General features: G+C 71.8%; 24 protein-coding genes. 15 read left to right on the top strand and 9 right to left on the bottom strand.

The annotated features are described in order from the left end of the window. Window positions 1-49 precede the first annotated feature (49 nt). The 10 genes from ACFPZN_RS50370 (at window position 50) to ACFPZN_RS50325 (ending at window position 10,811) form a co-directional block, all read left to right on the top strand. The gene (locus ACFPZN_RS50370) at window positions 50-709 is read left to right on the top strand and encodes a response regulator transcription factor (protein WP_378291371.1); all 660 of its coding nucleotides are present in this window, start codon (window positions 50-52) and stop codon (window positions 707-709) included. Window positions 710-891: 182 nt separating this feature from the next. Next, on the top strand, window positions 892-1,140 hold the full coding sequence (locus ACFPZN_RS50365) for a hypothetical protein (RefSeq protein ID WP_378291357.1): 249 nt from the start codon (window positions 892-894) through the stop codon (window positions 1,138-1,140). A 392-nt stretch (window positions 1,141-1,532) separates the two neighbouring features. Further along, window positions 1,533-2,231 (top strand): ABC transporter ATP-binding protein, encoded by a 699-nt coding sequence (locus tag ACFPZN_RS50360; protein ID WP_378291369.1) that lies wholly within the window; start codon window positions 1,533-1,535, stop codon window positions 2,229-2,231. 3 nt (window positions 2,232-2,234) lie between these two features. Then, a complete protein-coding gene (locus ACFPZN_RS50355) occupies window positions 2,235-4,841 on the top strand; it encodes an ABC transporter permease (protein ID WP_378291355.1) in 2,607 nt (868 codons plus the stop codon). A gap of 355 nt (window positions 4,842-5,196) precedes the next feature. Beyond that, a complete protein-coding gene (locus tag ACFPZN_RS50350) occupies window positions 5,197-6,126 on the top strand; it encodes a Rossmann-like and DUF2520 domain-containing protein (RefSeq protein WP_378291353.1) in 930 nt (309 codons plus the stop codon). Between the two features lie 26 nt (window positions 6,127-6,152). Then, window positions 6,153-7,031, top strand: a complete 879-nt coding sequence (gene panC / locus ACFPZN_RS50345) for a pantoate--beta-alanine ligase (RefSeq protein WP_378291350.1) — start codon at window positions 6,153-6,155, stop codon at window positions 7,029-7,031. A 9-nt stretch (window positions 7,032-7,040) separates the two neighbouring features. Next, the gene (panD, locus tag ACFPZN_RS50340; RefSeq protein WP_378291348.1) at window positions 7,041-7,454 is read left to right on the top strand and encodes an aspartate 1-decarboxylase; all 414 of its coding nucleotides are present in this window, start codon (window positions 7,041-7,043) and stop codon (window positions 7,452-7,454) included. Between the two features lie 68 nt (window positions 7,455-7,522). Next, on the top strand, window positions 7,523-9,160 hold the full coding sequence (locus ACFPZN_RS50335) for an L-aspartate oxidase (protein WP_378291345.1): 1,638 nt from the start codon (window positions 7,523-7,525) through the stop codon (window positions 9,158-9,160). Next, the gene (gene nadC, locus ACFPZN_RS50330; RefSeq protein WP_378291343.1) at window positions 9,157-10,014 is read left to right on the top strand and encodes a carboxylating nicotinate-nucleotide diphosphorylase; all 858 of its coding nucleotides are present in this window, start codon (window positions 9,157-9,159) and stop codon (window positions 10,012-10,014) included. Before ACFPZN_RS50335 ends, nadC begins: the two co-directional genes overlap by 4 nt. Window positions 10,015-10,028: 14 nt before the next feature. Next, entirely contained in the window at window positions 10,029-10,811 is a 783-nt protein-coding gene (locus ACFPZN_RS50325) for a type III pantothenate kinase (protein WP_378291341.1), read from the top strand. Window positions 10,812-10,999: 188 nt separating this feature from the next. Here ACFPZN_RS50325 and ACFPZN_RS50320 read toward each other — a convergent pair whose 3' ends face one another. The 5 genes from ACFPZN_RS50320 to ACFPZN_RS50300 all read right to left on the bottom strand — a co-directional run bounded on the left by ACFPZN_RS50320 (window position 11,000) and on the right by ACFPZN_RS50300 (window position 14,150). Beyond that, window positions 11,000-11,440 carry a hypothetical protein gene (locus ACFPZN_RS50320; RefSeq protein WP_378291339.1) on the bottom strand — a complete coding sequence of 147 codons (441 nt, stop codon included), beginning with the start codon at window positions 11,438-11,440 and terminating at the stop codon, window positions 11,000-11,002. Further along, window positions 11,437-12,243: a phosphotransferase gene (locus ACFPZN_RS50315; RefSeq protein ID WP_378291336.1), complete on the bottom strand. Its 807-nt coding sequence runs from the start codon at window positions 12,241-12,243 to the stop codon at window positions 11,437-11,439. The genes ACFPZN_RS50320 and ACFPZN_RS50315 overlap by 4 nt, the downstream gene beginning before the upstream one ends. Before the next feature lie 14 nt (window positions 12,244-12,257). Continuing rightward, complete coding sequence (locus ACFPZN_RS50310; RefSeq protein ID WP_378291334.1) at window positions 12,258-12,794, bottom strand: hypothetical protein; 537 nt, start codon at window positions 12,792-12,794, stop codon at window positions 12,258-12,260. 372 nt (window positions 12,795-13,166) lie between these two features. After that, on the bottom strand, window positions 13,167-13,481 hold the full coding sequence (locus ACFPZN_RS50305; protein ID WP_378291332.1) for a hypothetical protein: 315 nt from the start codon (window positions 13,479-13,481) through the stop codon (window positions 13,167-13,169). Window positions 13,482-13,847: 366 nt separating this feature from the next. Beyond that, the gene (locus tag ACFPZN_RS50300; protein WP_378291330.1) at window positions 13,848-14,150 is read right to left on the bottom strand and encodes a hypothetical protein; all 303 of its coding nucleotides are present in this window, start codon (window positions 14,148-14,150) and stop codon (window positions 13,848-13,850) included. Between the two features lie 162 nt (window positions 14,151-14,312). On the opposite strand from ACFPZN_RS50300, the gene ACFPZN_RS50295 reads away from it, so the two are divergent. From ACFPZN_RS50295 to lysX, 4 genes are all read left to right on the top strand, one after another. After that, the gene (locus tag ACFPZN_RS50295; RefSeq protein WP_378291327.1) at window positions 14,313-15,440 is read left to right on the top strand and encodes a helix-turn-helix domain-containing protein; all 1,128 of its coding nucleotides are present in this window, start codon (window positions 14,313-14,315) and stop codon (window positions 15,438-15,440) included. Next, the gene (locus ACFPZN_RS50290; RefSeq protein ID WP_378291325.1) at window positions 15,437-15,712 is read left to right on the top strand and encodes a hypothetical protein; all 276 of its coding nucleotides are present in this window, start codon (window positions 15,437-15,439) and stop codon (window positions 15,710-15,712) included. Before ACFPZN_RS50295 ends, ACFPZN_RS50290 begins: the two co-directional genes overlap by 4 nt. Before the next feature lie 92 nt (window positions 15,713-15,804). Then, complete coding sequence (locus ACFPZN_RS50285) at window positions 15,805-16,323, top strand: 2'-5' RNA ligase family protein (RefSeq protein ID WP_378291323.1); 519 nt, start codon at window positions 15,805-15,807, stop codon at window positions 16,321-16,323. 435 nt (window positions 16,324-16,758) lie between these two features. Further along, complete coding sequence (gene lysX / locus ACFPZN_RS50280; protein WP_378291320.1) at window positions 16,759-18,249, top strand: bifunctional lysylphosphatidylglycerol synthetase/lysine--tRNA ligase LysX; 1,491 nt, start codon at window positions 16,759-16,761, stop codon at window positions 18,247-18,249. 2 nt (window positions 18,250-18,251) lie between these two features. On the opposite strand, the gene ACFPZN_RS50275 is transcribed toward lysX, so the two are convergent. Continuing rightward, complete coding sequence (locus tag ACFPZN_RS50275) at window positions 18,252-19,469, bottom strand: cytochrome P450 (RefSeq protein ID WP_378291318.1); 1,218 nt, start codon at window positions 19,467-19,469, stop codon at window positions 18,252-18,254. Window positions 19,470-19,521: 52 nt separating this feature from the next. After that, complete coding sequence (locus ACFPZN_RS50270) at window positions 19,522-20,628, bottom strand: LacI family DNA-binding transcriptional regulator (protein WP_378291315.1); 1,107 nt, start codon at window positions 20,626-20,628, stop codon at window positions 19,522-19,524. Between the two features lie 491 nt (window positions 20,629-21,119). Here ACFPZN_RS50270 and ACFPZN_RS50265 point away from each other — a divergent pair, with 491 nt between their 5' ends. Next, a complete protein-coding gene (locus tag ACFPZN_RS50265) occupies window positions 21,120-21,350 on the top strand; it encodes a LuxR C-terminal-related transcriptional regulator (protein ID WP_358399412.1) in 231 nt (76 codons plus the stop codon). Between the two features lie 558 nt (window positions 21,351-21,908). Here the strand turns inward: ACFPZN_RS50265 and ACFPZN_RS50260 are convergent. Then, window positions 21,909-22,807 (bottom strand): IS5 family transposase gene (locus ACFPZN_RS50260; protein ID WP_378291367.1). Its coding sequence is split into 2 segments (ribosomal slippage): window positions 21,909-22,465 and window positions 22,465-22,807, totalling 900 coding nucleotides; the frame shifts between segments, so codons are not numbered across the junction. Between the two features lie 60 nt (window positions 22,808-22,867). After that, window positions 22,868-23,497: a class I SAM-dependent methyltransferase gene (locus tag ACFPZN_RS50255; RefSeq protein ID WP_378291312.1), complete on the bottom strand. Its 630-nt coding sequence runs from the start codon at window positions 23,495-23,497 to the stop codon at window positions 22,868-22,870. Window positions 23,498-23,603 lie beyond the last annotated feature (106 nt).

Here is a 23,603-nt window from a genome sequence, read left to right as displayed (position 1 = left end):
GGGGCCGCCGGGCGATCCGGAGGAGCCCGCCGACCGGCCCGTCCGGGTGCTGCTGGTGGACGACCAGGAGCTGGTCAGGGCCGGTTTCACGATGGTCCTGGACGCCCAGCCCGACATCGAGGTGGTCGGCGAGGCGGGCGACGGCGCGCAGGCCCTGGAACGGCTGCGCACGGCCCCGGCCGACGTCGTCCTGATGGACGTCCGGATGCCGCGGATGGACGGGATCGAGGCCACCCGCCGGATCACCGCCGCGGGCGGCCGTCCCAAGGTGATCATCCTGACCACCTTCGACCTGGACGAGTACGCCTTCGCCGCGATCAAGGCGGGCGCGGGCGGCTTCCTGCTGAAGGACGCCGGCCCGGCGCAGTTGATCGAGGCGATCCGGGCGGTGCACTCGGGGGACGCGGTGGTCGCGCCGAGCACGACCCGGCGGCTGCTCGACCGGTTCGCGGTGCACCTGCCCGACGCCGCGCAGCGGGCGAGCGGGGCGCTGGCGTCGCTGACCGCACGGGAGGGCGAGGTGCTGCGGCTGGTGGCCCGGGGGATGTCCAACGCGGAGATCGCCGAGCGGCTGTACGTGTCGGAGGCGACGGTCAAGACCCATATGGGCCGGATCCTGATGAAGCTGAACCTCCGGGACCGGGTCCAGGCGGTGGTCTTCGCTTATGAGACGGGTCTGGTCAAGAGCGGGCAAATCGATAACACATAGTAACGCTATGATTACGCGGTGGTGACCGTCCCATTTCGAAGCCGAGCTTCCGCTTGGCATTACCGATCAGTAGTTGACTAACTACCGTATGTGACGCCGCCCGCGACGGGACGGGGGCGGCGGAGCGCGCATGTGAAATGCAGGAAGGGCCTTGACGGCCTCACGTACGGGAGGATTTCAACGTGCTCAAGAAGCTTGCCGCCACCGGTGTCCTCGGCTTCGCCATCACCGGCGCCCTCATGACGGCCGCCGGCCCCGCGAGCGCCGACGCCTACACCCACGGCGGCCACGGCACCGTGCTGTCCGGCAACCAGATCCTGTCCGGCAACGACATCAAGATCTGCGGCAACTCCACCCAGGTCATCTCCGTCATCAGCGGCGCGTTCGCCCAGTGCGACGTCCCGGGGCACCACCCCCACCGGCACAGCTGATCGGCGGCAGCGCGCCGTAGTAGAGAGCGGCGGGGACCCTGTGCACGGGGTCCCCGGCGCTTTCGCGTGTGCGGCCGGGGCCGGCGGAGGCGGCCGGGCGGAGGACGGCCGGCGTGTGCGCGGTCAGCCGTGGCGGTGACGGCGCCGTACGACTCAGGTCGTACGCGGGGACTCCCGCCAATCCTGAAGCTGACGCCGATCGTGGCCGCGCGGGCGATGGCACGGAAGGCGCCCGTTCCTAGCGTGGTCACGGTCGTCATCGATCAGCGGACACGGACGAAGGAGCCATCGTGACCAGTACGTTCGCCGGCCAGGCCGGAAGCGGGGGAGCCCCGGGAGCGCCGGGCGCGCCGGGCGCCGGCCCGGCCGGGCCGGCCGTCTCGGCCGCCGGGGTGACCAAGGTGTACGGGATCGGCGACGCCGCCGTGCACGCGCTGCGCGGGGTCACCGTCGGCTTCGCCCGCGGCGCCTTCACCGCGATCATGGGGCCGTCCGGGTCCGGGAAGTCCACGCTGATGCACTGCCTGGCCGGGCTGGACACGGTCGGCGGCGGGCGGGTGCTGCTGGGCGACGCCGAGATCACCGGGATGAGCGACCGGCAGCTCACCCTGCTGCGCCGCGAGCGCGTCGGGTTCGTCTTCCAGGCGTTCAACCTGCTGCCCACGCTCACCGCCGAGCAGAACATCCTGCTGCCGCTGCAACTGGCCGGGCGCCGTCCGGAGCGGGAGTGGTTCGACCGGGTGGTGGACGTGGTGGGGCTGCGGGACCGGCTCGGCCACCGGCCGAGCGAGCTGTCGGGCGGCCAGCAGCAGCGGGTGGCGTGCGCGCGGGCGCTGGTGGCCCGTCCCGAGGTCATCTTCGCCGACGAGCCGACCGGCAACCTGGACTCCTCGTCCGGCGCCGAGGTGCTGGGCTTCCTGCGCACGTCGGTGCGCGAGATGGGCCAGACGATCGTGATGGTCACGCACGACCCGGCGGCCGCGTCGTACGCCGACCGGGTGGTGTTCCTGCGGGACGGGTCGATCGTCACCGAGCTGTACGGACCGACGCCGGACACCGTCCTGGACCGGCTCAAGAGCCTGGGCGGCTGAGCGATGCTGCGGACGACACTGGCGGGCCTGCGGGCCCACAAGCTGCGGCTGCTGCTCACGGCGGTCGCGATCACCCTCGGCGTGGGGTTCATCGGGGGGACGTTCGTCCTCACCGACGCGATGGACACCGGCGTCCAGAAGACCTTCGCCCGCTCCGCCGGCAAGGTGGACGTGGCGGTGCTGCCCGGCAAGGACTCCGGCGAGAACTCCGGTGCGGAGTCCGGCAAGGGCCTGCCCGCCGACATGCTGGCGCGGATCCGCGCGGTGCCGGGCGTGCGGGAGGCGCACGGCCTGGTCCGCGGGGACGCGGCGCTGGTCGGCCGGGACGGCAAGGTGGTCGGCGACATGCCGACGGTCGGGCTCTCGGTCACCGGCGGCCGGATGCCCCGGTTCGGGTTCGACGAGGGACGGGCGCCGAACGGGCCGGGCGAGGCCGTCCTCGACTCGCGGGTGGCGTCCCGGGCGAAGTACCGGGTCGGCGACACGATCACCGTGCTGGACCCGCGCAAGGCCCCGCACCGGTTCACCGTCGTCGGGCTGGTCGGGGTCGGGCTCGACGGCGACGCCGGTTTCCGCGGGGCGGTCGGGTTCGACCCGTCCACCGCGGCCCGGATGACCGGCGAGCGGACGTTCCAGGAGATCGACGTGGCGGGCGCGAGCCCCGCCGCGGTCGCCGCCGCCGCGGGGCGGGGTGACCACCGGGTCATGACGGGGGAGCGGCTGGCGGACGAGCTGGCCACCGCCGCGGGCGCCGACACCGAGGTCATCCGTACCGGGCTGCTGCTGTTCGGGCTGGTCGCGGTGCTGGTCTCGGCCCTGGTCATCTACAACACCTTCTCCATCCTGATCGCGCAGCGGATGCGGGAGATGGCGCTGCTGCGCTGCGTCGGCGCCACCCGCCGGCAGATCTTCGCGGGCGTGCTGGCCGAGTCCGCGGCGGTCGGGCTGGTCGGCTCGCTGCTCGGCCTGGCCGCCGGGCTGGGCCTGGGCGCCGCGACGCTGGCGCTGCTCGGCGGGCTGGGCGTCGCCGGTCCCGCCGGGCCCGCGCTGTCGCCGGCCGATGTGACGCTGGCGCCGCGCACGGTGCTGGTCGGCCTGGCCGTCGGGGTGGTGGTCACCGTCCTGGCGGCGCTGCTCCCGGCGCGCGGCGCGACCCGGGTGGCGCCCGTCGCCGCGCTCCGCTCCGACCTGGAGCCGGGCACCGGCCGGTTCCGCCTCGGCCGGGCCCGGACCGTCCTCACCGTGCTGTTCGCCGCGGCGGGGACCGCGGTGGTCGTGCTCGGGTCGGTGGTCATGGACAAGGGCCAGACGGCCATGTTCGCGGTCGCGGCGGGCGGCGCCCTGGTGTTCCTCGCGGTGATCGCCGTGATGCCCGCCCTGGTCCGCCCGCTGGGCCGGGTCGTGGGCGCGCTGCCGGGCCGCGCCGCGGGCGTGCCCGGACGGCTCGCGGTGGAGAACGCCCGCCGCGCGCCCCGGCGCACCGCCACCACGACGATCGCGCTCACCATCGGGGTCGGGCTGATGAGCCTGTTCGCGGTGATCGCCGCCAGCGGCAAGGCGACCTCCGTGCGGCAGCTGGACGAGCAGTTCCCGATGGACTTCCAGATCCAGGCCCAGTACGGCGGCGACCGGCAGGAGGGGGTGCCCGCGGCGCTGGGGCAGGCCCTGCGCGGCCGTCCCGAGATCGGCGGGGTGGTCGAGCTGCGGCAGCGGGACGCCGAGATCGCCGGGCGGGAGGGCGCCGTCGCCACGATCACCCAGTCGGCGCTGGGCGGTCTGGTGCGGCCCGAGTTCGCCAGCGGCTCGCTGGAGGGCCTGCGTCCCGGCGCGGCGCTGGTGGACGAGGAGACCGCCAAGGCCCGGAACCTGCGGACCGGGCAGACCGTGACCGTCCAGGGCCTCGGGCGGGAACCGGACACGGCCGACGGTGGGACCGGGGCCTCGGCGGCCCGGCGGCCCGTGGCCGGGCAGGCCATGCAGGTGAAGGTGGCCGGGATCTTCACCGGCGACGTGCCGATCTACGGCCTGGTGCTGACCGAGGCGGACTTCGGCCGGATGTACGGCGCCGCCGACCCGTACCGGGTCTTCGTCAAGGCCGCCGCCGGGGTGCCCGCCGAACGGGCCCGCGCCGCCGTGGAGGCCGCCGCCGAGCCGTACCCGGCCGCCCGGTTCACCTCCGCCGCCGAGCTGCGCGAGGAGTTCACCAGGGCCATCGACACGGTGCTGCTGGTGTTCGGCGGGCTGCTGGCGCTGGCGATCGTGATCGCGCTGTTCGGCATCGCCAACACGCTGACGCTGTCGGTGGTGGAACGGACCCGCGAGTCGGCGCTGCTGCGCGCGCTCGGCCTCACCAAGCGGCAACTGCGCCGGATGCTGTCGGTGGAGGCGCTGGTCATGGCCGTCATCGGGGCGCTGACCGGGGTGGTGCTCGGGGTGGTGTTCGGCTGGGCGTCCACCCGGGCGATGGGCGAGAGCGCGGTGTTCGCGCTGCCCTGGCTGCAGGTCGCCGGGTTCATGCTGCTGGCCGGGGTGGCGGGGATGCTCGCCGCGGTGCTGCCGGCCCGGCGGGCGGCGCGGGCCTCGATCGTGGAGTCGCTGTCGTACGACTGAGCACGGCCCCGGCTGATCCGGGGCCCCGGGGCCCGGGCCCCGGGGCCCCTACTCCGCCCCACCGCCCGTACGGGATGAGCGGTGGGGCGGAGGCGTTGGCGGAGCACTGTCATACACTCCGCGTGACCAGCGCCACTCAGAGCTATCCGGCGCAGGTCAGAGGGTGCAACCGGTTTTCAGGAAGCCTTGCCTGACCCGGCGGTGACTGTGGCGTTCGCGCCGAGGGTTCCGTAACGTGCGGTAGCCGAACCCTTGCCGGACCGCCAGGGTCCCCGCGGGTGCTGTACGGCCTCGGGCTCGCGGGTACGCTGGGTCGCGCACGTCCGGTACCTACCCGAGGACTGGAACGGATTTCATGGATCGACACCGCACGCCCTCCTCCGGCACGCCCGAAAACGGCCCGGTCCGCCCTGAGGACCGTCCCGCGCGGCTCGCCGTGGGCATCGTGGGCGCGGGACGCGTCGGCACGGCGCTGGGCGTCGCGCTCACCCGCGCCGGCCACCGGGTGACCGCCGCCGCGGCGGTGTCCGACCGCTCGCAGCGGCGCGCCGGGGAACTGCTGCCGGGCGCGGTCCTGACCACCCCGCAGGAGGTCGTGGCCGCCGCCGACCTGGTGCTGCTGACCGTCCCCGACGACGCGCTCCCCGAACTGGCCGCGGGGCTGGTCGCCACCGGCGTCCCCGTCACCGGCAAGCTGGTGGCGCACACCAGCGGCCGGTACGGCACCGCCGTCCTCGACCCGATCACCCGGGCCGGCGGGCTGCCGCTGGCGCTGCACCCGGTCATGACGTTCACCGGGCGGCCCGACGACGTGAGCCGGCTGACCGGCATCTCCTTCGGCGTCACCGCGCCCGAGCCGCTGCGCCCGGTCGCCGAGGCGCTGGTGCTGGAGATGGGCGGGGAGCCGTCCTGGATCGAGGAGGCGCGCCGCCCGCTCTACCACGCCGCGCTGGCCGGCGGCGCCAACCACCTGGTCACGCTGGTGGTGGAGGCGATGGACATGCTGGCGCGGGCCGGCGTGGCCGAGCCGGGGCGGATGCTCGGCCCGCTGCTGGGCGCCGCGCTCGACAACGCGCTGCGGCTCGGCATCGACGGTCTCACCGGCCCGGTCGCGCGCGGCGACGCCGGCACGGTCGCCGGCCATGTCGCGGCGCTGGGCGGGGAGTCGCGGGAGGGGCGCGCGGCGTACGTGGCGCTGGCCCGGCTGACCGCCGACCGCGCCCTGGCCGCCGGGATGCTCAAGGCCGAGGACGCCGAGCGGCTCCTGGAGGTGCTGGCGGATTGATCCGGAACGAACATCGAGGAGGCCCGGTGGAGGGGACGACCCCCGTGATCGCGCGTACCCGTGAGGAACTGGCCGCGGCGCGGTCGCGGGTCTCCGGGACGCTGGCGCTGGTGCCGACCATGGGCGCGCTGCACGAGGGCCACCGGTCGCTGATCCGCCGCGCGCGGGAGATCGCGGACACGGTGGCGGTGAGCGTCTTCGTCAACCCGCTGCAGTTCGGCCCGGACGAGGACTTCGACCGCTACCCGCGCACGTTCGCCGGGGACCTGGCGGCCTGCGCGGAGGAGGGCGCCGGCCTGGTGTTCGCGCCGTCCCGCGCGGTGATGTACCCGGCCGAGCCGCAGGTCACGATCCGCTCCGGGCCCATGGGCGAGGTGGTCGAGGGCGCCGCGCGGCCCGGCCACTTCGACGGGATGCTGACCGTGGTGATGAAGCTGTTCCAGCTGGTCCGGCCGGACGCGGCGGTCTTCGGGGAGAAGGACGCCCAGCAGCTGGCCATGATCCGCCGGATGGTGGCCGACCTGGACGTGCCGGTGCGGGTCGTCGGCGCCCCGACCGTCCGGGAGCCGGACGGCCTGGCCCTCTCCAGCCGCAACCGCTACCTGTCCGAGCTGGAGCGGGAGACGGCGCTGGCGCTGTCGCAGGCGCTGCGCGCGGGCGGGGACGCGGCCGCCGCGGGCTCCGCCCCGTCCGCGGTCGTGCGCGCCGCCCGCGCGGTGCTGGACAAGGCGGCGCACGCCGCGCCGCCACTGGACCTGGACTACCTGGTCCTGGTCGACCCCACGACGTTCACCGAGATCGACGACGCCCACACCGGCCCGGCAGTGCTCGCCGTGGCGGGCCGGGTCGGCGCCACCCACCTGATCGACAACCTCCCGATGCGGTTCGGTCCCTCCGAGATCTAAGGAGCCCCCATGTTCCGGACGATGTTCAAGTCCAAGATCCACCGTGCCACCGTCACCCAGGCCGACCTGCACTACGTGGGGTCGCTGACCATCGACCAGGACCTGATGGACGCCGCCGACCTGCTCCCGGGCGAGCAGGTGCAGGTGGTCGACATCGACAACGGCGCCCGGCTGGAGACCTACCTGATCGCCGGGGAGCGCGGCTCGGGCGTGATCGGCATCAACGGCGCCGCGGCCCGGCTCGTCCAGCCCGGCGACCTGGTGATCATCATCAGCTACGCGGCGATGACCGACGAGCAGGCGCGCTCGTTCACGCCGCGGGTGGTGCACGTGGACAGGTCGAACACGATCATCTCGCTGGGCGACGACCCGGCCGAGCCCGTCCCGGGGTCGGCGGAGCTGCGCGGCGACCTCGTTCGCTGACCCCGGCGCACGGCCTCCCCAGGGATTAATGTCACAATGACGAAAACAGACCTCCTGGGGAGGACCCCATGACCCCTCGGCACCTGGCCGCCCCCGAGCCCGGCTGGACCGTCCACACCGACGTCGTCGTGATCGGCTCCGGCATCGCCGGCCTGGTCGCGGCGCTGCGGTGCCGCGAGCGCGGACGGGTCCTGCTGGTCACCAAGGCGCTGCTGGACGAGGGCTCCACCCGCTGGGCGCAGGGCGGGATCGCCGCCGCGCTCGCGTCCGACGACAGCCCCGAGGAGCACCTGGCCGATACCCTGACCGCGGGCGTCGGCCTGTGCGACGAGGACGCGGTGCGGACGCTGGTGACCGAGGGCCCCGCGGCCGTCCGGCGGCTGATCGCGCTCGGCGCCGAGTTCGACCGCGCCGAGGACGGCGGGATCGCGCTGACCCGCGAGGGCGGCCACCACCGCCGCCGCATCGCGCACGCGGGCGGCGACGCCACCGGCGCCGAGATCAGCCGCGCCCTCCTCGCCGCCCTCAAGGAAGCGGAGGGTGGGGCCGCCCGCCCATCGGGCGGGGAAAAGGGCATCGAGGTGATCGAGCACGCCCTGGTGCTCGACCTCCTCCGGGACGATTCCGGCCGGGCCGCCGGGGTGACGCTGCACGTGATGGGCGAGGGCCAGCCCGGCGGGGTCGGCGCGGTACGGGCGGGCGCCGTCGTGCTGGCCACCGGCGGGCTCGGCCAGGTGTTCTCGGCCACCACCAACCCCGAGGTCTCCACCGGCGACGGCGTGGCGCTGGCACTGCGCGCCGGGGCCGCCGTGACCGACCTGGAGTTCGTCCAGTTCCACCCGACGGTGCTGTGGCTGGGGGACGGCGCGCGCGGGCAGCAGCCGCTGATCTCCGAGGCGGTGCGCGGCGAGGGCGCCCACCTCGTCGACCACGCGGGCGAGCGGTTCATGCTCGGCCGGCACGAGCTGGCCGAACTGGCGCCGCGCGACATCGTCGCCAAGGCGATCATGAACCGGATGCGGGAAACCACAACACCGCACATGCTGCTGGACGGCCGCCACCTGGGCGCCCGCACATGGGAGCGGCGCTTCCCGACCATCCTCGCGGCCTGCCGCCACCACGGCATCGACCCGGTGACCGAGCCGATCCCGGTCGTCCCGGCCGCGCACTACGCCAGCGGCGGCGTCCGCACCGACCTGTACGGACGCACGTCGGTCCCCGGCCTGTACGCGTGCGGCGAGGTCGCCTGCACGGGCGTGCACGGCGCCAACCGACTGGCGTCCAACTCCCTCCTCGAAGGGCTGGTCTTCGCCGAGCGCATCGCCGAGGCCCTCGAAGCCTCGCCCCCACCGGACCAGGCCGTCCCGCCAAAGGGACAGCAGGGCCTGATCGACCCGGCCGCCCGCGCGGACATCCAGCGGATCATGACGGCGCACGCCGGAGTGCTCCGCGACGCCGCCGGCCTGGCCGCCGCCGAACGCGAACTCCGCGACCTCGCCACCACCGCGGAACCGGGCGTGGAGGCGTGGGAGGCGACCAACCTGCACGCGGTCGCGACCGCGATCGTCGCCGCCGCCCGCCGCCGCGAGGAGACCCGCGGCAGCCACTGGCGCGAGGACTTCCCCGACCGCGACGACACCGCCTGGGCCGGCCACCTGGTCACCGCCCTGGACGGCACGACCACCTACGAGAGGAACGTGACATGACGCCGGAGCTGGAGGGACGGCTGCGCGACGCCGGACTCGATCCACAGGCTGTGGAAAACCTGGTGCGAACCGCACTGGCCGAAGACGGGCCCACCGACGTCACCAGCGAACCGATCTTCGCGCCCGGCGACACCGCCTCCGGTGACCTCACCGCCCGCGAGGACGGCGTCGTCGCCGGGATCCCCGTCGCCGAGGTCGTGTTCGACCTGCTCGACATCGACCACACCGCCAAGGCCGCCGACGGCGACCGCGTCACCGCCGGGCAGGTCCTCCTCTCGGTCGCCGGACCCACCAGGGCCGTCCTGCGCGCCGAGCGCACCGCCCTCAACCTGCTCACCCACCTGTCCGGCATCGCCACCGAGACCCGCCGCTGGGCCGACGCCGTCGCCGGCACCAAGGCCAGGGTCCGCGACACCCGCAAGACCCTCCCCGGCCTGCGCGCCCTGCAGAAGTACGCGGTGCGCTGCGGCGGCGGCGTCAACCACCGCCTGGGCCTGCACGACGCCGCGCTCATCAAGGACAACCACATCGCCGCCGCCGGCTCCATCACCCGCGCGTACCGGGCCATCCGCGACGTCTACCCCGCGCTGCACGTCCAGGTCGAATGCGACACCCTCGACCAGGTCGACGAAGCCGTCGCGGTCGGGGCCGCCTCGATCCTGCTGGACAATATGAGCGACGCCGACATGGCCGAGGCGGTACGGCGCGTCGCGGGCCGCGCCGAACTCGAGGCCAGCGGCGGACTGTCGTACGACCGGGCCCGAGACGCGGCCGTGACCGGCGTGGACTACCTTGCAGTGGGCGCGCTGACGCACTCGGCGCGCGTGTTCGACATCGGCCTTGACTTCACCTGATCAGCGGGGACCTGATGCTGCTCACCATCGACGTCGGTAACACCCACACCGTCCTCGGCCTGTTCGAGGGCGAGGAGGTGATCGAGCACTGGAGGATCAACACCGACCCGCGGCGCACCGCCGACGAGATCGCCGTCGTCCTCCAGGGCCTGGTCCAGCAGAGCCCGCTGCTGGCCGAGACCGACATCAGCGGCATCGCGCTGTGCTCCACCGTCCCGTCCGTCCTGCACGAGATGCGTGAGATGTGCCGCCGCTACTACGGCGACGTCTCCGCGGTGATCGTCGAACCGGGTGTCAAGACGGGCGTCCCGGTCCGGATGGACAACCCCAAGGAGGTCGGCGCCGACCGCATCGTCAACGCGCTCGCCGCCGTCCACCTGCACACCGGCCCCGCCATCGTCGTCGACTTCGGCACCGCCACCACCTTCGACGCCGTCTCCGCCAAGGGCGAGTACGTCGGCGGCGCGATCGCCCCGGGCATCGAGATCTCCATCGACGCCCTCTCGGTCCGCGGCGCCCAGCTCCACAAGATCGAACTCGTCCGGCCGCGGAACGTGATCGCCAAGAACACCGTCGAGGCGCTCCAGTCCGGCATCATCTTCGGCTTCGCCGGCCAGGTCGACGGCATCGTCGAACGCATGTCGGAAGAGCTCGCCGCCGACCCCGACGAGGTCACCGTCATCGCCACCGGCGGCCTGGCCCCCCTCGTCCTGGAAGAGTCGAGGAGCATCGACGTCTTCGAGCCTTGGCTGACCCTGGTGGGCCTACGCCTGATCTACCAACGAAACGCCGTGTAATCGCGGATAGGCGGGGGGCCCATGAATCGGTCCTCGCTCCGCTCGGGCCGCGCCCCCTGGGGCTCCCGCCCCAGACCCCCAAGGCAGGGGGCTCCGCCCCCCACACCCCCCGAAAAACCCCGGACCGGCAAGCCGGGACAACGCTCGACAAGCGCCAATGGCGTCACCGACTCGGCAGCCTGACCCGCTTATGGAACCGCTCGACTCCCCGCCTGGTCTTCGGCGGAAGCCCGCCGGAGGAGTTCGGCAGCCGCGGTGATGTCCCGTCGGGGGAAGGTGATCGACATCCACGCCTCGGGGTCGTTGCCCTTGGTGACAGGGAATGACCGCCAGGTGCCCGCGCTGGCCAGAGATCGTACGGCCTTCAGCAGCGCGGGACCGTCGTCGACGCCCACGATGATCCAGGCCCTGCCAGCGTGGCAGGCCGACTGGCGGTCCCGGTCGGAGGGAGCCACACGGGTTCCGCCGTGCAGGATCGCCTCGCCTGCATCCTGGCACGCCAGCTTGGTCGTGTAACCCAGCCGCCAGAGCTGTTCGACCAGAGGCGCGATCTCCACATCGATCTCGACGGCCCGGCCGTCCCGCGTGGTCATCGGTGTGGTGGGGTGATGCTGTATCCAGTCGGTCATGGTCGGCTCCCGAGCCTGTACTCCGCCCACCGGCCAGTGAGGTCGGCGTGCAACCGCACCCAGTCGGCGGTGTTGGTCTGGCCGTTGGCCCACCACTTGGCCGCGAACACTTTCGAGAACAGGTCGATGTGCGCGGGGTCAGCATCGGTCCACGAACCGAACCGGGTGACCCACGCGTCGGCCTGCTCGGGGGTGTGGCCAGCCTTGAGCAGCCACGGGATGAGCAGCCCCAGTTCGACGAACGGGGCGCCGCGAGCGGCGAACGCCCAGTCGACCAGGTACGCGTGCCCGTCGGCGATCAGGAAGTTGTCCTCGTTCAGGTCGGTATGCAGCAGCGCGCCGCCGGCCAGCGGTGTGACGTCGTCGCCGACGGAGGTCCAGCGCCGCTCCACGGCCATCCGCACCACGTCGGGGCAGGATGTGGTCTGGAGAGCGTGGACGGTCTTGGCGAGGATCTCCAAGTCCGCCGAGCCTGGGGTGAAGTCCGCGGCTCGTCCGGTGATGTGTTCGAACCCAAGGGCGAGCCACTCCCCGGCCTCCACCGTCCAGTGGAGCCGGGGAGTGAACTCGGTCACGAAGGGATTGATGGCCGCCTCGCGGCGCAGCGACATGACCTCGGGGCCGTCCCGGTCCGCGAGCTTCCGCGCAGCCTTGACGAACACCCGCCCGTCCAGGGCGTGGAGCGTGGAGGCGACGTCGGCGTGGTTTCCCGTCGGCGCGGGCTCGACCCTGCTGATCGGGCCCGTCTCGGCGAGGATCCCGTCCCGAACCTGGGTGGGCAGCTCACTCCAGTCGGTGCGCATTGAGGCTCCTTCGGTCAGAACGAGATGGTGAGCGGCCCGTCGGCGACCCGGCCCTCCCAGGAGCCGAGGAACTCCCGGCCGCCCTGGTCGTTGCACTCGGGCGGGCAGCAGGACGACCCGGCCTCGGCGTTCCAGAACTCCGGGTCGACGTACATGCCCGTGCGGTGCAGGTACGGGATGGTGCGGGCGAGGGCGGCCCCGGAGGCGATGTCGTCGTCCATCACAGGCCGGTGGTGGATCATCGAGTTCGCGAACGCCAGGCTCATCGGAAGGTACACCTCGGTCCGCTGGAGGGCCTCGTGCCACGCTTCATCGACCGGCCTGGTCGGCACGATCCTGACGTAGGCGCCGGGGTCACGCCGCGCCTCACGGCGAATCTGACCTGCGGCTTTCAGGAACACCAGGGTCTGGCCGACGACGCGCTCGGTGTAGGCGTGCGAGGTGTGGTGCTTCTTGCGGAAGTCGTACACCAGCAGGTCGAACGCCCAGCTGGGGATCAGCGTGCGCGGGTTCTTGACGGCGCTGGCCGTCTGGTCGGTGGCGATGGTCATGTGCACCTCCGGCGCGCTGTGGATGTTGCTGCTCTGGCCCCGGCGCGCGCCATCTACCGGAGCCGCAGCCTGTGGGTGCGGCCGGTGCCCTCCGGGGGGACTGAAAGAGCACCGGCCGCACGATTCCCTTGCTTCCCGGGCGGTGACGCTTCCGCCTCACCGCCCGGGGATCTGGACCGTGCGGCCAGCCCCGGGGTGCATGGAGATTTCCCGCGAGGAGGTGTGATCGGCGCACGGCTTCGATGCGGAGCGGGCTGGCTGCCGCGCCGTTTCGGCCAGCCCGCCCCGCCGTCTGGACGGGCGCGCGTCGGAATTGGGTTCAGCGTCACTGGCGCTCGGTGAGCCGTCCTAGCCGCGTCTACGTGCGGCGTGTCAGCACCGCAGCACGTCGGTGGTCACGCCGAGCGGGCGCGCGACGCGCTGTGCGGTTCGCTCGACGTAGATGAGGGTGCCGACGGGCTTGTCCTTGTCAGGACCAGAGGCCCAGACGAACAGCTCGTCGCCGTCGTCCCAGCAGATCCGCCAAGGCCCCCGGTGCCGGTAGGCGACGGTGAGGAACTCCGACGGCATCCTGACGCGCGCTGCGCTCACCTGGGGGAAGGCTCGGCGGAGTGCGCCGTGCAGGCTGTCGAGCGGGCCGAATGGCGCGTACGGTGCCAGGCCGGACGGGTTGGTGAAGCGAGGCATGCTTCGCGCTCCAGAAATCGTCGCGGGTGTCAGCAACGCCCGCAAAGCGGGCTGTGCCCGAGGAGTCCCCGGCGGCCGTGCGTTTGCGGCCCGGGTTTGCGCCGGGCCGACCGGCGTCGGGTGTGCCGGGCGTCCGACGGCTTTGGCGGTCGTGGGCGAATCGGGGCGTGGTGAGGACGGACCGCACGCGGCGAGACAGCTCGGCCGGGTCGGGCGCCTCCACCAAATGGTCACGGCCAAAGCCGTCGCGGGTCAGCGCCCACCAACTCCCCGTGGAGCGTCCCCACCAGGCCACAACGCCCGGAAAACGGCGGCCGAACTCGGCGACGATCCGGGAGACCTCCGCCGGTGGCGGAGCCATCGCGCTCACCGCGCGACCTCTCCCAGTGCGCGACGGGCGAGGTTGCCGCGGATGATCAGGGCGGCGTCGACGATGTGGTCGGCCTCGGCGATCGGCTCGCCCCACGACGTCCACAGCCACAGCCGCCCGCCGTCCTCCGGCCGCGGACGGCAGGTGACCGTGTCGGCCGCGTTGGCCGAGCAGCACCCGGCGATCTCCGGGTTGACCACCTTCAAGCCGCGCTCGGTCAGCTCGGTCTTGAGGCCCTGCCCGCCCAGGAACGCGGCAAGCTGGGCGAGGGGATCGGTGATGGATCTACCATCAGCCATAGGTCGGAGTCTCCTTCCGGCCGAGGCTCCGGGCTCCCCCGGTGTTCGCGCACCGGGCCGGGGCCGTCTTTCGTGTCGGGTGACACGCTGTGCGCAGCACGGTAGGAACGGTTCGTCCAGCTGGGTAGTCACCCCATAACGCGCCGTTATACGTTGCGAGGCATGGGCGTGAGCAGCCTCGGCGAGGCGTTTACGGTGGTCATGAAACGCCACGGCTTGACTGGTGCCGCACTCGCCCGCAAGCTCGGCGTCCCGCAGCCCTGGGTCTCGATGGTCCTGTCAGGCAAACGCGACCCTGGGATGGCCCGATCCGCCGACCTGCTGCGCCGCGCGGGCTGGGAGCTGGAGCTGGTACCCAGCCAGGAGGAGGACCCTGTGAAGAGACGCCGATTCCTGGCGTCGGCGGCGAGCGTCGCCTTGATCCCCTCGGCGACCCAAACGAACCCGTATCGTGACGCAGCGTTCGTGCAACTGCTCGCCGACCGCCTTGCCCATACTGAGGAGCAGATCGGCGGCGCCCCGCTCATCCGCGAGGCCATGCGCCACGTCCACCACATCGCCCCTGCGGTCGGCGAGAAGGACACCGGCCTTCAGGTCGCCGGGTCCGAGTTGGCCCGGCAGGCCGCGCTCGTGCTCCACGACACCCGGCACCTGGACCAAGCTGAGCGAGTCGCCTCGCTCGCCCTCGCGCTCGCCGTCAAGGCGGAAGACACGCGCGGCCAAGCGCACGCCTACGCAACCCTGTCGCTCATCCGCACCTATGGCGTACCGAACTCCCGCGCCGCTGAATACGTTCGCTGCGGCCTTGCCCTCGACGGCCTCGATGACGCGACCCGCGCAATGCTGCTGGTCCGCCTCGGCCGCTCCCTAGCCGTGCTCCCCGGACAGGAACGGCCTGTGCGGCGGGCGCTGGAGAAAGCCCAAGGCCTTGCCGGTCGGCTGAGTCCGGTCGACGGCGCCGAGCTGATGGCAAACTCGGGAATTGCGCTGAGCGACTGTGGCCTGCACAGCCAGGGCGCTGTCGACCTTCAAGCGGCCGTCGCGTCGGTGGAGTCCCGATCTCCGCTGCTGCTCGGCCTCTATCGGGCCCGGCTCACCAAGTCGGCGATCAAGGCCCGTGACCTTGGCGCGGTCGCCGAGGGGATGAGCGCCCTTGCAAAGATCGTTCCGCTGGTGACCTCGCGTCGCCTGACGATCCACGTCGGCCACATCCTGTCGAGCACCCTCCCATGGGGACGGGTGCAGGAGATCGGCGAGGCACGCGACCAGCTACGGGAGATCAGCAGATGAATGAGACGCCCGGCATGGAGGACGTCCTGAACGGCGGCGGTCACAAGGACGCGACCTTTCACCTCGCCAATACGAAGGTCATCGTGCTGACCGACGACGACGGTCAGACATGGCTGTGCCGCCGCGACGACGGCGTCGCAGAATCGGCCACCCCCATGGGGCGGGTCGAGGCGTTGGAGAAGTTCGCTGCGGCTCTGGCCGAGGTCCTGGCGACCGGCGACGTCACACCCCGCCACCACGCCAGGGACTCGTGCGGACGCCACCGCGGATAACCGCAACTCCGCATCCACGCCTTCCAGCTCAGTTCGCTTGAGCACGCGGCCCTCGCCACCCCGGAGGCCCTATGAGCCCATATCCGATCCGTATGTCCGATCACTGGTGGTGGCGGCCCGGTGCCAGGCCGGGTCGGCGCCTTTTGGTGTGGCACATCCTGCTGCACGACCAGCCCGAGCCCCGCGAGCTCGTACGCCAGTGCCAGGACAAGCTCGCCGGATTGGACGGCCTGGACTTGATCCCGGAGGAGTGGCTGCACATGACCACGCAGATCATCGGGTTCGCCGACGAGATCAGCGTGGCCGAGGTCGACGCCATGCTTGAAGGGGCTGCGGAACGGCTCGGCGCCTTGGCCCCTGTGGAGGTGGAGCTGGGCAAGCTGTGGTTCCACAGCGAGGCGATCATGCTCGGCGTCCGTCCGCCGCAGGCCCTCGACCCGGTGCGCGAGGCGCTCCGAGACGCCGTGGCCGCATCGGTACGTGCACCAGCTCGCCGACGAGCCCGACTGGGGCCCGCACGTCTCCGTCGCCTACAGCCACCGGGATGGCCCAGCGAAACCCATCATCGACGCGCTCGCGCTCCAATCCCGGGGCCGCCGGCGGGTCGGTGAGGTTCACCTTGTCGAGCAGGTCCGTGACGGACGGCTCTACCGATGGGATCACAGATCAGCCGTTCCGCTGGGCAAGCGGGAGAACCCCGTTGGTCAGTGACCGAACGGCAAGTGGGCGTGTGATCCAGGATTCGTGTTGGTGGACTTCGGGCGTCCCTTGAGGGCTTGTCTTCTGCTTGTCGTCCCGGGTTTTCGGGGGGTGTGGGGGGCGGAGCCCCCTGCCTTGGGGTCTGGGGCGGGAGCCCCAGGGGGCGCGGCCCGAGCGGAGCGAGGACCGATTCAAACACCAGCCCCCTCGCCTCCGGCGGGGGCTCCGCCCCAACGGGCCCTGCGGGGCTTCGCCCTCGCCCCCTTGAGGAGCGCGGCCTGGGCGGGCGGCCGCGTAGGGCGGGTGGTGGGCTTAATTGGTTGTGTCGGGTCGATAGCCTTGGGCGGGTGAGTGACGAGACCTACGACGAGCTCCCGGAGCAGATGCGCGTGCGCCGGGAGAAGCTCGACCGGCTCCGCGAGAGCGGGATCGACCCGTACCCGGTGACCTTTCCCCGCACGGCGACCATCGCCGAGGTGCGGGAGAAATACCCCGAGCTGGAGCCGGGCACCGAGACGGGCGAGAAGGTCGGCGTCGCCGGTCGCGTCATGCTCGTCCGCAACACCGGCAAGCTGTGCTTCGCGACGATCCGCGACGGCAGCGGCGACGTCCAGGTGATGCTGTCGCTGGCGAAGGTCGGGCAGGAGCAGCTCGACTTCTGGAAGCGGGAGGTCGACCTCGGCGACCATGTCGGGGTCGAGGGCGAGATCATCACCTCGCGGCGGGGCGAGCTGTCGATCATGGCGGACCGGTTCGCGATCACGTCCAAGTGCCTGCGGCCGCTGCCGGAGAAGCACGCGGGGCTGACCGACCCCGAGGCGCGGGTGCGGCAGCGGTACGTGGACCTGATCGTCAACGACGAGGCCCGTTCCATGGCCCGGATCCGCAGCGCCACGGTGCGCGCGGTCCGCGACTTCTGGCACGACGAGGGCTACCTCGAGGTCGAGACGCCGATGCTCCAACCGATCCACGGCGGGGCGGCGGCGCGGCCGTTCCAGACCCACATCAACGCCTACGACATGGATCTGTACCTGCGGATCGCGATCGAGCTGTACCTCAAGCGGCTCGTCGTGGGCGGCATCGACAAGGTCTTCGAGATCAACCGGAACTTCCGGAACGAGGGCGCCGACTCCACCCACAACCCCGAGTTCACGATGGTCGAGGCGTACGGCACCTACCTCGACTACAACGACATGGCCGACCTGACGCAGCGGATGTACCAGCGCGCCGTCGTCGCGGCGCTGGACACCACGGTGGTCGTCCACGAGGGCGCGGAGTACGACCTCGGGCTGCCCGAGTGGCCGCGGATCACGCTGTACGGGGCGGTGTCGGAGGCGCTGGGCGAGGAGATCACCCCGCACACGCCGATCGAGACCGTGCGCAAGCTCGCCGACGGGCGCGGCGTCTCCTGGGACCCGAAGTGGGGGCAGGGCAAGCTCGTCCAGGAGGTGTTCGAGGAGCTGGTGGAGCACACCCTGGTCCAGCCGACGTTCGTCATGGACTACCCGCTGGAGACCTCGCCGCTGACCCGGCAGCACCGCGCGGAGCCGCTGCTGACCGAGAAGTGGGACCTGATCGGCTTCGGCACCGAGCTGGGCACCGCGTACTCGGAGCTGGTCGACCCGATCGAGCAGCGCCGGCGGCTGACCGAGCAGTCGCTGCTGGCGGCCGGGGGCGATCTCGAGGCGATGCAGCTGGACGAGGACTTCCTGCGCGCCCTGGAGTACGCGATGCCGCCGACCGGCGGGATGGGCGCCGGGATCGACCGGATGATCATGGCGTTCACCGGCAAGGGCATCCGCGAGACGATCCTGTTCCCGTTGGTCAAACCGGAGTGACGCTACGCCACGTTCACCCGGAGCTCGGAGAGGCCGCGTAGGACGAGATTGTCGCGGTAGGTGAGCGGGGCACCGGTCAGGGTCACTTCGCGCTCGAAGAGCCGTCTCAGCGCGATCTGGCCCTCCAGCCGGGCCAGGGGAGCCCCCAGGCAGTAGTGGATGCCGTGCCCGAAGGCGAGATGGCGCGGTGCCTCGGAGGCGGCGTAGCGGGACAGGTCCAGCCGGTCGGGGGCGGCGAAGGCGGCCGGGTCGCGGTTGGCGGCGCCGGTGAGGAGCAGCACCATCTCGCCCTGCCGGATCGTCTCGCCCCCCAGTTCGCGGTCGCGCAGCGCGGCGCGCAGGGTGAGCTGGACGGGCGGGTCGTACCGCAGCAGCTCCTCGACGGCCGCCGCGACGTCGTCCGGGCGGGCGCGGAACCGTTCGCGTGCGGCCGGGTCGCGGAGCAGCGCCAGCGCGCCGTTCCCGATGAGGTTGACGGTGGTCTCGTGGCCCGCCACCAGCAGCAGCACGCAGGTGGCCAGGAGCTCCTCCTCCGACAGCGTCTCGCCGCCGTCCGACACCGCGACCAGCGCGCTCAGCAGGTCGTCGCGCGGCTCGGCGCGGCGCCGGTCGGCCAGGCCGCGGAAGTAGGCGGCGAACTCCTCGCGTGCCTCGTCGCGGCGCGCCAGATCGGCGGCGGGCAGCACGAAGTCGGGGTCCAGGCCGCGGGCGAGCGCGTCCGACCAGCCCTTGAACAGGTCGCGGTCCTCCGGTGGCACGCCCAGCAGCTCGCTGATCAGGATGACCGGCAGCGGGTAGGCGAGCGTGCCGATCAAGTCGACCGTGCCGGCGGTGGCCGACTCCCGGGCCGCCGCGTCCACCAGTCCGTCGACCAGTTCCTCCACCCGCGGCCGCAGCCGCTCGACGAGGCGGGCCGTGAACGCCTTGCTCACCAGCCGCCGCAGCCGGGTGTGGTCGGGCGGGTCCATGGTGAGGAACGAGCGGCGGCGCATCGGCGCGTCACGCCACAGGCCGGCGTTCTCGGGACGGTGGCCGAAGCCGGGATCGCGCAGCGCCTGCTCGCACAGCGTGTGGGAGGTGGTGACCCACAGCCCGGCCGGGGTGCGCGCGGGGACGCCGGAAGCGTCGAGCCGCCGGTAGTGGCCGTACGGGTCGGCGCGGAAGGCGGGGTCGAACGGGTCGAAGCCCAGGACGCCGGCCGCGTCGATGACGTGTGCCATGCCCCCCAGCCTGGCACTGTCGGACAGGTTGTCAACAGCGGTCGGTCCGGCGTCAGGCGGACTCCCGTTCGACCAGCTCAGGCGTCAGGATCACCTGCCGGTGCAGGTGCGACTCGCCCTCGGCCCACTCGGCCAGCGCGAGCTCCGCGGCCTCCTCGCCGACCGAGAACCGGGGCTGCCGGATGGTGGTCAGCGGCACCGCCGAACTGGTCGCCAGCTCGATGTCGTCGTAGCCGATCACGGCGATCTCGTCCGGTATGGACACGCCCAGCCGCAGCAGCTCGTTGGTGAGGCCGATCGCCAGCAGGTCGTTCGCGCAGAACACGCCGGTCGGCACCGGCGACATCTTCAGCAGCCGGTGCGCGGCGGCCCGCCCCTCGGTGGGTGACAGCGCACGCTGCGTCAGCGTGATCATCTCGCCGCCGCCGGCCTTCGCCAGCGTGCGCGCCGCGCCCTCGCCGCGCTCCACCACCGGCAGCGGGGCCGGCCTCCCGGTCACGAACACCAGGCGTTCGCGCCCGAGCGTCAGCAGGTGCGCCGCGGCGATGTCGCCGCCCGCCACATGGTCGACCTGGACGGAGCACACGTCCGGGCCGGCGTGGTCGATCAGTACCACGGCCATGCCGGACGAGGAGCGCAGCCGGTCGATCCCGGCCGGGTCGAGCCCCACCGGGACGACCAGTACCCCGGCAGCCTCGTGCTCCACGAGCATGTCCAGGTTGCGGCGCTCCTTGCGCGCGGAGTACTCACTGCTGAGCCAGAGGGCGTCGTGCCCGGCGTCGTTGAGCGTCAGCTCCGCGCCGCGGGCGACGTCGGTGGCGTAGGGGTTGGTGAGGTCCTCCACGACGATGCCGAACGCCCGGGGGCGCGGCTTGGTCGCGCGTCGATCAGAGGAGCGCCGCGGGCCCTGGCGGAGCCGCCGGGCCGACTCGTTCCGCACGAATCCGAGCTCCTGGATCGCCGCGCGAACGCGGTCACGGGTAGCTTCGGCCACGAGGTCTGGCCGGTTTAGGACATTCGAAACCGTCCCAACTGAAACTCCGGCGCGCCTCGCAACCTCGCGGATGCTGGTCTGTGGCAACTCTCTCCTCGTCCGACCCCGGGCTTGTTTTCGCAGGTTATCGAGTTTTCCGCAGGATGCCCCCGTGCGGTCGACCACGGTGTGTGTTCATACGCGTGCACAAAGTGCTTAACGGGCGCTTGACGGGCCGGATCCGGCCGCCTAGCGTTCCGAGCCGAAGCGTGGCTTGAAACGATTCACGATCTTCGTCCACGGCCGGGACGGGGGAGTCGGAAGATCGAGCGAGAAGGGACGGGTGGAGATGGCTGGCGATCAAGACCCGTCTCGGACAAGACGCCCTCCTCTCCGGCGGGACCGCCGTCCACTCCATCGTGGGCGCGTCCGTCGCACCCGGAGGTGCGTCCGCGTTCGGTTGGCCAACGAGTGCATCGTCACCTGGAGTTCCCCCATGGCGCCCGTCAACCGGCCCATCGGCCACCTCCGGCCAAGCGCGCGCTTCGGCAAGAGAGATGATCTCAGTCCGGAGGGTCCGGACCCGGCAACCAACGCGTACAGATCGAGGCCTACCCGTGCCTGTGTAGCGAACGGCTGCATCCCCGCGGTCATCACCACGGACGAGGGAGGACGGAGTGGAACAGGCCACACTCGCACGTCGTGGCACCGACGATCTGCGATTGAGCGAGGAGGAGATCCGCCTGCTCGCGCAGATCGCCAGCGGTGTCACAGCCGATGTGGCGGCACGCAAGCTCGAGCTCAGCGCGCGCACCCTGCGGCGCAGGCTTCGGACGATCTGCGATCGGCTCGAGGTCAACACCCCTATCGAGGCCGTTGTGTGGGCGGCCCGTAGGCAGCTCATCTAGGTCGACGATCCGTTCAGGGTCGCACGGCCCCGCTCGTCAGGAGGAGGCGGGCGGAATGCAGGAACCGGCAGTAGAGAAGACGAACTCCGTCCTTCCCCCGTAGCGGCGGCGTCGCCCCCTGGCAGGTAGGTCCCTGCGAGGCGTCGCCGCGGACGTTGTTCCCTACCCCCTGGCTAAGGCCCCCCGCCCAAACAACCTCCCGCCGCGTGAAGCCCTCCCCGGCACCGCGGCCTCCCCTTCGCCAAGCCCCAGGCGAGCGACGCCCCCGCGAGTGGACGAGCCCTCGGCGGGCGAACCCCCGGCGGGCGAGCACCCCAAGCGGGCAAGCCCCGAGGCGACGAGCCCCCGAGTGGACGAGCCCAGCCAGACCACCGCCTCGAGCAGGCAAACCCCAACGGGCGAACCCCTCAAGTAGCGAGCCCCCCGAGTGGACGAGTTCCCGCGCGGACCAGAGCCCCGAGCGGACGAGCCCTCCGAACGGGCGAATCCCACGAGCAACCTCGCCCTCTGGCGGGCGAGGCCCCTGAGCGGGCGAACCCTCTAGGCCGTGTCCCGTGATCATGTGACGGGGTCGCGGAGCCAGATGCGGATCGAGGCGACGTCGATGGTGCCCTGGTAGATGCGTTGTCGTTTGTCGTAGCGAGTGGCCACGGCACGATGCTGGCGGAGTTTGTTCACGCAGCGCTCGACGGTGTTGCGTTCTTTGTAGGCCTCCCGGTCGAAGACCGGGGGCCTGCCGCCTTTGGAGCCGAGTCTCGTGCGGTTGGCGGCCTGGTCCTTCTTCATCGGGATGACGGCCTTGATGTTGCGTTTGCGCAGGTAGCGGCGGTTGGTGCGAGAGGAGTAGGCCTTGTCGGCCATCGCCCTGGCCGGCCGGTTGCGGGGTCGTCCAGGGCCACGGCGCGGGATGCGGATGGACTTCAGCAGCGGGATGAACTTCGGGCAGTCCGCGTGCTGGCCCGGGGTGAGGATCCGGCTGATCGGTCGGCACCGCCGATCGGCCACCAGGTGAATCTTCGTGGACAGCCCGCCCCGTGACCGTCCCAGGGCCTCCCGACCCGCCGACGTCACTTCGTGATCTTTGCAAGCCCCTTTGAAGGCAGGTCGACGGCCGGAGCGTGCCGTGCCCCGGCCGCGTGCTGGTGCGCGCGGACCACAGTCGAGTCCGCGCTGACCGTCCAATCCTCGCCCTCGACCTCGTCGCAGCCCGCCCGCAGCCCGTCCAGGATCCGCTCCCACGTCCCATCCAGCGACCACCGGCGATGCCGGTTGTAGACCGTCTTCCACCTGCCATAACAGGGCGGCAGGTCACGCCACGGCGTGGCCGTACGCGTCCGATGGAAGATCCCGTTCATCACCGTCCGATGATCATTCCACCGAGCTCCATGCACGGTCTGTGACGGCAGCAGCGGCTCCAACAGCAGCCACTCCGCATCCGTCAGATCATGACGCTTCAGACGTTCCTCATCCACATGGATGATCTACACCAAACCGCCCCCAAAGGCCACGGGCACGATCTAGGGGAGGCGGGCCAGCAAGTGGGCGTCGAGGAAGCCCCGCTCGGAGGCCGGGTCGTGGAGCAGCCGGGCGAACGGGAGGAGCCCGGCCCCGGCCAGCAACTCGGCGAACCGGTCCGCTGGCCAGCTATAGGCGGGCGTCACCTTGTGGTCGAAGCGGACCGGCTCCGATCCGTCGGTCGCGAAGAACGAGACCAGGAGCAGGCCGCCCGGTGCCAGCACACGCACCTGCTCGGCGAGCAGCGCGGGCAAATCCCCAGGAGGGGTGTGGATCATCGAGTAGTGGGCCAGCACGCCGCCGAGCGCGCCGTCCTCGACCGGCAGGGCCTCCATCCGCGCCTCATCAAACCGCAGCGCCGGATGGGCCCGCCGGGCGTGGTCGACCATGCCCGGGGAGAAGTCGAGCCCGAAGGCGTCCAGCCCCAGATCGTGCAGCATGGCCGTCAGATGTCCAGGCCCGCACCCGACGTCGACTGCCCGCAGGTTCCCCGTCCCGCGCACCAGCTCAGCGAAGGTACCGATCATGTTCCGCGAGAACGGCTGCGTCTCCAACTGATTAGCGAACATCGACGCATACAGCTTGACGACCCCGTCGTAGGCCGCCCGGGTGTCGTCCTGATGTTCCATCACGGGGAAGGAAACTAGCATCCGCGCACGTTCGCAGTTTCTCGGCCCCGTGTCCCCCAACCCCTTAAGGTCTGGCTGTCCGATCACATGATCACGGGACAGGCCCTAG

It is taken from the genome of Actinomadura rugatobispora (assembly GCF_042656285.1).
In the GTDB taxonomy this organism is placed as follows: Bacteria; Actinomycetota; Actinomycetes; order Streptosporangiales; family Streptosporangiaceae; genus Spirillospora; species Spirillospora rugatobispora.
The sequence above is the reverse complement of the archived record's forward strand: the minus strand, read 5'-3'. Positions and strand labels throughout refer to the sequence as shown.

What these genes read in the sequence shown, in the direction of transcription:
- ACFPZN_RS50300 (WP_378291330.1), bottom strand. Translation starts at nt 14,150, where the DNA reads ATGGCTGATGGTAGATCCATCACCGATCCCCTCGCCCAGCTTGCCGCG.
- nadC (WP_378291343.1), top strand. Translation starts at nt 9,157, where the DNA reads ATGACGCCGGAGCTGGAGGGACGGCTGCGCGACGCCGGACTCGATCCA.
- ACFPZN_RS50315 (WP_378291336.1), bottom strand. Translation starts at nt 12,243, where the DNA reads ATGCGCACCGACTGGAGTGAGCTGCCCACCCAGGTTCGGGACGGGATC.
- ACFPZN_RS50290 (WP_378291325.1), top strand. Translation starts at nt 15,437, where the DNA reads ATGAATGAGACGCCCGGCATGGAGGACGTCCTGAACGGCGGCGGTCAC.
- ACFPZN_RS50275 (WP_378291318.1), bottom strand. Translation starts at nt 19,469, where the DNA reads ATGGCACACGTCATCGACGCGGCCGGCGTCCTGGGCTTCGACCCGTTC.
- ACFPZN_RS50325 (WP_378291341.1), top strand. Translation starts at nt 10,029, where the DNA reads ATGCTGCTCACCATCGACGTCGGTAACACCCACACCGTCCTCGGCCTG.
- ACFPZN_RS50305 (WP_378291332.1), bottom strand. Translation starts at nt 13,481, where the DNA reads ATGCCTCGCTTCACCAACCCGTCCGGCCTGGCACCGTACGCGCCATTC.
- ACFPZN_RS50335 (WP_378291345.1), top strand. Translation starts at nt 7,523, where the DNA reads ATGACCCCTCGGCACCTGGCCGCCCCCGAGCCCGGCTGGACCGTCCAC.
- ACFPZN_RS50355 (WP_378291355.1), top strand. Translation starts at nt 2,235, where the DNA reads ATGCTGCGGACGACACTGGCGGGCCTGCGGGCCCACAAGCTGCGGCTG.
- ACFPZN_RS50310 (WP_378291334.1), bottom strand. Translation starts at nt 12,794, where the DNA reads ATGACCATCGCCACCGACCAGACGGCCAGCGCCGTCAAGAACCCGCGC.
- ACFPZN_RS50295 (WP_378291327.1), top strand. Translation starts at nt 14,313, where the DNA reads ATGGGCGTGAGCAGCCTCGGCGAGGCGTTTACGGTGGTCATGAAACGC.
- panD (WP_378291348.1), top strand. Translation starts at nt 7,041, where the DNA reads ATGTTCCGGACGATGTTCAAGTCCAAGATCCACCGTGCCACCGTCACC.
- ACFPZN_RS50285 (WP_378291323.1), top strand. Translation starts at nt 15,805, where the DNA reads ATGTCCGATCACTGGTGGTGGCGGCCCGGTGCCAGGCCGGGTCGGCGC.
- ACFPZN_RS50350 (WP_378291353.1), top strand. Translation starts at nt 5,197, where the DNA reads ATGGATCGACACCGCACGCCCTCCTCCGGCACGCCCGAAAACGGCCCG.
- ACFPZN_RS50320 (WP_378291339.1), bottom strand. Translation starts at nt 11,440, where the DNA reads ATGACCGACTGGATACAGCATCACCCCACCACACCGATGACCACGCGG.